This window comes from Bacillus sp. mrc49, from assembly GCF_002803435.1.
On the sequence record NZ_PHNG01000062.1, the window covers coordinates 1 to 310 of the forward strand.

The following is a 310-nucleotide window of genomic DNA, read 5'->3' on the forward strand; positions in this document are numbered from 1 at the left end:
TCAATACAGCCAGGGTAGTATCCCACCAACGCCTCCACCGAAGCTAGCGCTCCGGCTTCTCAGGCTCCTACCTATCCTGTACAAGCTGTACCAAAATTCAATATCAGGCTGCAGTAAAGCTCCACGTGGTCTTTCCGTCCTGTCGCGGGTAACCTGCATCTTCACAGGTACTATAATTTCACCGAGTCTCTCGTTGAGACAGTGCCCAGATCGTTACACCTTTCGTGCGGGTCGGAACTTACCCGACAAGGAATTTCGCTACCTTAGGACCGTTATAGTTACGGCCGCCGTTTACTGGGGCTTCGGTTCA

At 52.3% G+C, this 310-nt stretch carries 1 rRNA gene; it reads right to left on the bottom strand.

The window, feature by feature from the left end:
* A 23S ribosomal RNA gene (locus CVN76_RS00470) occupies positions 1–310 on the bottom strand; the annotation flags it as partial.